Raw genomic sequence first — 6,315 nt, 5'->3', positions numbered from 1 at the left:
ATCTATTTATTTTTTATTGTTTTTACCGCTAGGCTATAAAAATTTAAAATATATAAAAAATTTCTATATAAAGTTTCAGATACCTTATATACTAAATTTATTTATTTTCTACTTCTTCTTATTTGTATACCAAAATAAAAAAACAACACAACAAAGAATTACTCCAAGCATTATTGATACAACTATCATGGTGGCATTTTTAGTTTCATTAAATGGTAAGCCTTGTGTATTCATACCAAAAAAGCCAGTTATCAGATTTAGTGGTAGCATTACAGCTGATATCATTGTCAAAATGTAAATATTTTGATTAATTTTGTCGTTTTTTATACTTTGTATAAATGTATAAATATCATCGATTCTGCAGGCATATTCATTAGCCATTGTTCTAAAAACATTTGCCTCATGAGTACTATTTTTAAGCTCTTTTTTTAAATTTTGTTGCTCGCTTTGACAAATCGAAAGGGTTTCATAAAAGTGAGATATCTTGTTTTGAAATTTTCTAATCTCGTATTTTAAAAAGTGGTGTCTTTTGATAAATTGATTAAAGTTTTTTCGACTAGCATAAATTTTTTCATACTCATTTAGCTCATCTTGATGCTCTAAAATTTTATTTGCATATTCATTACATAGTTTTTTAAGGGCCGCTTCAAACTCGTTTTTATCGCATTCGTGATCAAAATCTTCTTTGTAAATTTTGCTATTTTTAAATAAAAATTTATAGCTTTGTTTTTGTGTGAAAGAAACAAGTAAAATATAGTCGTATTCATCGCCATAAAAATATCCACAAACTGAACTTTTATAGCTCATTTTTTACCCTTTTAGCATAAAAATCTTTCTTAAATTTGGCAAATTCGCCTCTTTCTATCGCCTCTCTCATCTCTTTCATTAAATTTAGATAGTAGTGCAGGTTGTGAAGGCTTGCTAGCCTAAAAAATGTGAGCTCCCTTGCCTTAAAAAGGTGATTTAGATAGCCTCTGGAGTAGTGCTTGCAGGTATAGCACTGACACTGTGGGTCGATTGGCGCGTGGTCGTTTATAAATTTGGCTGATTTTATATTTATCTTGCCAAAGCTAGTAAAGAGCGTGCCGTTTCTTGCATTTCTTGTTGGCATTACGCAGTCAAACATATCAACGCCTCGCTCCACGTTTTCCACGAGATCTTCTGGTGTGCCAACGCCCATTAGATAACGCGGCCTTAGCTCATCCATAAATGGCATAACCGCCTCAACAGTGTCATACATCGCCTCGTTGCTCTCGCCAACGCTTAGACCTCCTATCGCAAGGCCATCAAATGGCAACTCATTTAAAGCTTCGGCGCAAAATTTACGCGCATCATAATCAGTACCTCCTTGAACGATACCAAAGATATTTTGGTTTAGCCCAACGCCCTTGTTTTGCATAAATTTGTGATAATCAATCGCCTCTCTTGCCCATTTTATCGTTCGCTTTATGCTTAGATCGATCCTCTTTGGCTCAGCAGGTAGGGCAACCAAATCATCAAGTATCATCATAATATCGCTACCTAGGTCATACTGCGTGTCAAGGACAGATCTTGGTGTGAAGTAGTGTGTGCTGCCGTCGATATGGCTTTTAAATTTTATCCCGCCATCATCATTTTTGGTGTTTGATCTAAGCGAGAATGCCTGAAATCCACCGCTATCAGTTAAAAATGAGCGCTCAAATTTAGAAAATCCATGAAGTCCGCCAAACTCGCGCACGACCTTGCTACCAGGGCGTAGATACATGTGGTAAGTGTTTGCTAAGATTATCTTTGCGTCTAAAATTTCACTCATATCAAAGGCGTCTAAGCTTTTAACCGCGCCAACCGTGCCAACTGGCATGAAAACTGGCGTTTGTATAACGCTATGGGCAGTTGTTAGGATACCACGCCTTGCGTTGCCATCTTTTTTTATAACTTCAAATTTCATTGTTATCCCTTATTTTCTGATTTTTTATTTTAACAAAATTTATAATATAATCCAGAAATTTTAAGGCAAAGGAACTTTTTGCAAAATAAAAATGATGTCATTTTTGTAGTGGCAAATGGCGCTCAGACTATAAAATTTATAGGTGAGTTTAGCTATAAAGACGCAAAAAATTTACAAAGCATTTTTAAAAAAATCCAAAAACTTAGCGGCAATGTTAAATTTGATTTTAGTGAGCTAAAAAGCATTGATTACGCTGTTTTGATACTTTTAAGAAATGCACTAAATGGTAAGAAATTTGAGATCATTACAAATGATGAGAATATAAAGGCAATGGGCGATCTTTTAAATGATGAAAAGATCGATTTTAACTACATGCCGCCGCACAATAGTCTAAATTTTTTCTCACGACTCGGTGAAAAAATTTGTGAAGGTTTTGTGAATTTAGCTGAGTTTGGTACATTTTTGGGCGAATTTTTAATAAAAAGCGTAAAAATTTTATTTAATCCAGCCAGTCTTAGATTTAGAGAATTTAGTAACTATATAAAAGATGGCGGCGTAAATGCCGTTTTTATCGTTTCACTCACCGCTTTTTTGATAGGTGTCGTGCTTGCCTATCTTGGCAGTGCGATGCTTGCAAGCTTTGGGGCAAGTATCTTTATAGTAGAGATCATGGGTATGCTGACGCTTAGAGAAGTGGCTCCACTCATCGCTGCTATTGTCATCGCAGGTAGGTCAGCTTCTAGCTTTACAGCGCAAATAGGCGCCATGAAGCTAACTGAGGAGATAGATGCGATGAAGACGATGGGGTTTGAGCCGTTTAACTTTTTGGTGCTGCCACGCATCATTGCCATGGTGCTTTGTGTGCCAGTCATTATCTTTATAGCTGATAGCATAAGCATCTTAGGACAGATGATCATTTGCCAAACGATACTTGATATCAGTTTTAGCGACTATCTAAATAGATTTCGCGAGATGGTCGAGCTTAGGCATTTTGCTGTTGGTATGATAAAAGCTCCATTTTTTGGCGCAGTAATAGCAATAATTGGCTGCATGAGAGGATTTGGTGTGAGTCAAAATGCTCAAAGCCTTGGAGCAATGACAACCGTTAGCGTTGTAAATGCGATATTTTGGGTCATTGCACTTGATGCGTTTTTTGCGATAATTTTTATGTGGCTAAAGATATGAACGAGATAATAGTTGGAAAAAACATAACGACAAGTTATGGCGATAAGATAATGCACGATAACGTGAGCTGGAGCGTCAAAGAGGCTGAAATTTATGGCTTTTTAGGTGGCAGTGGCGCTGGCAAAACGACGCTTATGAAGACGATGATATATCTAAAAAAGCCAAGCGAGGGCGATATATTTTTTGATGGTGTCAATATGTGGAAAAGTAGTCAAGATGAGCAGCAAGAGATAAAGCTAAAAAGTGGGACGATGTTTCAGTTTGGAGCACTTTATAGCTCGATGACGATCCTTGATAACGTGGGCGTTTTGCTTCATGAGTACTCTAAATTTAACAAACGTCAGATCGATGAGATAGCGATGTTTTGGATACAAAAAGTGGGGCTTAAAAAAGAGGTCTCGATGCTTTATCCAAGTGAGCTAAGTGGCGGTATGAAAAAGCGTGCCGCACTTGCAAGAGCCTTGGTGCTAAGCCCAAGGGTACTATTTTTAGATGAGCCAAACAGCGGCCTTGATCCTGTTAGCTCGCGGCAGATGGACGCGCTCATAAAAGAGCTTCGTGATAGCATCGGCGTGACTGTTGTCATGGTGACTCATGATGCTGATAGTATTTTTGATATTTTGGATAGATTTTTGATAATAGATAACAAAAAAATAGCCTTTGAGGGAAATATAAAAGAGCTTGAATATCTTAAAAACAACCCACTTGAAGAGCTATTTAAAATGAGGAAAAAGTAGATGGAAAATAGAAATTCTTATACCATTGTTGGCATGTTTTTTATGGCTTGCCTTACAGCGTTTGCCATATTTATCTGGTGGATGACTAGCAAAAATAATACAAAGGTTGATTTTAAAGAGTACTACATCCACACGACTGAGCTGCCAAGTGGATTAAAGGTCGATTCTACGGTTAAATTTATCGGTGTGCCAGCTGGAAGTGTTAGTGATATAAATTTTGTCGATGATAAAAATGCTCTTATAAACATCACAATGAAAATTAGAGAAGATCTGCCGATAAAGGCTGATAGCGTGGCAAGTATAGAAGTTCAGGCTATTAGCGGTGTGGCTAGTATAAATATAAGCCGTGGCACAAAAGACTTTGCGTCAGGTCAAAAGCCTATCTTACAGCTTGAAGAGAGCCTCTTTTCAAAGCTTGGAAACAACGCTGAAAACATCACCTTAAAGATAAATCAAACACTTGATAAAGTTGATAACTTTTTCTCGCCTGAAAATATCGCTCACGTAGAGTCGGTCCTTAAAAATATCGATAAATTTACACAAGTTTTAACAGACGAAGAGGGGCTAAGTGAGGTTGATAGTATCGTTAAAAATATAAAAAATTTTACAGATACTTTAAACAAAACCGACACAAAAGAACTGGTTAAAAATTTAAACAGACTAATTTCAAATGCAAACCAAGTTTTTGTATCGGCAAATTCGGCTATCACCGGATATAATTCGCTGCAAGAGCTCATCACAAAAAAGGCTAAAGATGGTGAATACGATCTTAGAAATACGGTTGGACCGTTATTAAGAGAAGCGAGTGATTTTTTAAATGGATTTGATAAGACGCTTCGTGAATTTAGAGGTGCGCTTCAAAGGCTTGAAGATAATCCTTACGAGTTTTTCTTCACAAATCCAGTGCCAAATGAAAAAGGAGATAAAAAATGAGAAATTTAATCTTTCTAACGGCTACGCTTTTATTTCTTGGCTGCTCGCTAAAGACGGATGTGCCAGTTGCAACGATGTATGAAATTCACTATTCAAATAAGGCTTGCTCAGCTGAAAACAAGCAAAAAGAGCTAAAAAATGTCTTTATCGAAAATGTTAGTGCTCTTGATATGGTCGATACTAGAAAAATTTTGATCGTAGCTGAAAATAATAAAATTAGATACCTAAGCGACGCTAAATTTGTATCTGAGCCAAGCGAAATGGTCTATAAATCGCTTGTAAAAGGACTTTATTCAAACTGCTCTGCAAAGCCGATATTTTCACCAAACGCAAAGGATCTTAGGCTAAAAGTTAGCATCATCTCTCTTCAAATAAGAGGCGACAAAGCCGAAGTTTCACTAGCTTACGAGCTGTTTAATGCAAACACTTCGCTAAAATCTGGCATGATCACAAAAGAAATTTTCTGTCCAGATCCAAGCTCAAGTACTATTTTTGATACGATAAATAAGGCTACAAATTTAGCAATCGATACGCTAATCTCTGAAATAATCTCTTAAATTTTCTTGGCTGTAAATTTTTAAATTTATAGCCAAAATAGCTTATTTTAAAGACCTTTTGTTATAATGTGAGCTTTAAAATACGGAGAATTGATGAAGAAAATTTTAATAATCGCAGATGGAACTTTCGCAAGAAATTTTTTAAACAGACTGCTTGAAACAAAATCAAATTTACATCACTATATCGTTGTTTCAAGTGAGGATTACAGTCAAAAATCAAATTATGAAAATTTTACATTTTACCAGTTTGACCCAACTAGCCTCTCAAAGCTAAAAAGCGTGAGCGATGGCTATTTTAGTCAGTTTTGTATAGTTTGTGATGATAAAAATGAGGCGGTTGCTGTTTATGAGAATTTAAGACAGATCAGCACAAAGACCGAGACTGTTTTTATGAGCTCATGGGAGCTTGATGAAAAATGTAAAGAAATATTTGCAAGCGATAAACACTTAAGCGTGGTTGATATCAGAGATATTGCAGCATCAAGGCTTATGGACTATTTGCCAGATCTACCAGTTTTAGCCGATAATATCGGCCTTAGTGAGGGCGAGATCATGGAAGTTAAGGTGCCAATAGGTAGCTCTTATATGTATCGTCACATCAGCTCAGTAGCTCAAAAGAAATGGCGAATAGCTCTCATATATCGAGGCAGCGAGATCATCTTGCCAAAGCCAAATGTAATGATACAGCCAAGCGATATACTGCTAATCGTTGGTGATCCAAATGTGCTTCAAAATGTTTACCGCTCGATCAAGCGTGAAAGTGGACAGTTTCCAAGTCCATTTGGTAGCAATATCTATGTGCTGATTGATATGATCTCAATGAATAAAGAACGTGTTAGCAAGCTCATAAAGGATAGCTTGTATTTGCATTCAAAGCTAAATAATAAACGCCTTTTTTTTAGAGTGATAAATCCAACTTTAGGTGAAAATTTAGATACTTTAAAAGCAATAAAAGAGAAAAATATTATTGTTTTGA

General features: G+C 36.2%; 7 protein-coding genes. 5 read left to right on the top strand and 2 right to left on the bottom strand.

Going from position 1 to position 6,315, the window contains the following annotated elements; genetic code table 11:
• Nucleotides 1-108 precede the first annotated feature (108 nt).
• Together FZ949_RS09160 and tgt are read right to left on the bottom strand one after the other, a co-directional pair.
• Nucleotides 109-807 carry a CorA family divalent cation transporter gene (locus FZ949_RS09160; RefSeq protein WP_103580336.1) on the bottom strand — a complete coding sequence of 233 codons (699 nt, stop codon included), beginning with the start codon at nt 805-807 and terminating at the stop codon, nt 109-111.
• Complete coding sequence (gene tgt / locus FZ949_RS09155; RefSeq protein WP_103580337.1) at nt 797-1,927, bottom strand: tRNA guanosine(34) transglycosylase Tgt; 1,131 nt, start codon at nt 1,925-1,927, stop codon at nt 797-799. Before tgt ends, FZ949_RS09160 begins: the two co-directional genes overlap by 11 nt.
• A 78-nt stretch (nt 1,928-2,005) precedes the next feature.
• On the opposite strand from tgt, the gene FZ949_RS09150 reads away from it, so the two are divergent.
• From FZ949_RS09150 to FZ949_RS09670, 5 genes are all read left to right on the top strand, one after another.
• The gene (locus FZ949_RS09150) at nt 2,006-3,112 is read left to right on the top strand and encodes an MlaE family ABC transporter permease (protein WP_103580338.1); all 1,107 of its coding nucleotides are present in this window, start codon (nt 2,006-2,008) and stop codon (nt 3,110-3,112) included.
• Nucleotides 3,109-3,849 carry an ABC transporter ATP-binding protein gene (locus tag FZ949_RS09145; protein WP_103580339.1) on the top strand — a complete coding sequence of 247 codons (741 nt, stop codon included), beginning with the start codon at nt 3,109-3,111 and terminating at the stop codon, nt 3,847-3,849. The genes FZ949_RS09150 and FZ949_RS09145 overlap by 4 nt, the downstream gene beginning before the upstream one ends.
• Nucleotides 3,850-4,782 carry an MlaD family protein gene (locus tag FZ949_RS09140; RefSeq protein WP_103580340.1) on the top strand — a complete coding sequence of 311 codons (933 nt, stop codon included), beginning with the start codon at nt 3,850-3,852 and terminating at the stop codon, nt 4,780-4,782. It begins immediately after the preceding gene.
• On the top strand, nt 4,779-5,339 hold the full coding sequence (locus tag FZ949_RS09135; RefSeq protein WP_103580341.1) for an ABC-type transport auxiliary lipoprotein family protein: 561 nt from the start codon (nt 4,779-4,781) through the stop codon (nt 5,337-5,339). The genes FZ949_RS09140 and FZ949_RS09135 overlap by 4 nt, the downstream gene beginning before the upstream one ends.
• A 93-nt stretch (nt 5,340-5,432) precedes the next feature.
• The coding region (locus FZ949_RS09670) for a TrkA C-terminal domain-containing protein (protein WP_316246167.1) at nt 5,433-6,315 on the top strand (883 nt) is incomplete at its 3' end.

Origin of the sequence: Campylobacter concisus (assembly GCF_902460545.1) — a bacterium.
Lineage (GTDB): Bacteria > Campylobacterota > Campylobacteria > Campylobacterales > Campylobacteraceae > Campylobacter_A > Campylobacter_A concisus_AE.
Note: the sequence above shows the minus strand (reverse complement) of the source record. Positions and strands in the feature narration are given on the sequence as shown.

Coding starts and splice junctions, on each gene's coding strand:
- tgt (WP_103580337.1), bottom strand. CDS start 1,927: ATGAAATTTGAAGTTATAAAAAAAGATGGCAACGCAAGGCGTGGTATC.
- FZ949_RS09145 (WP_103580339.1), top strand. CDS start 3,109: ATGAACGAGATAATAGTTGGAAAAAACATAACGACAAGTTATGGCGAT.
- FZ949_RS09135 (WP_103580341.1), top strand. CDS start 4,779: ATGAGAAATTTAATCTTTCTAACGGCTACGCTTTTATTTCTTGGCTGC.
- FZ949_RS09160 (WP_103580336.1), bottom strand. CDS start 807: ATGAGCTATAAAAGTTCAGTTTGTGGATATTTTTATGGCGATGAATAC.
- FZ949_RS09140 (WP_103580340.1), top strand. CDS start 3,850: ATGGAAAATAGAAATTCTTATACCATTGTTGGCATGTTTTTTATGGCT.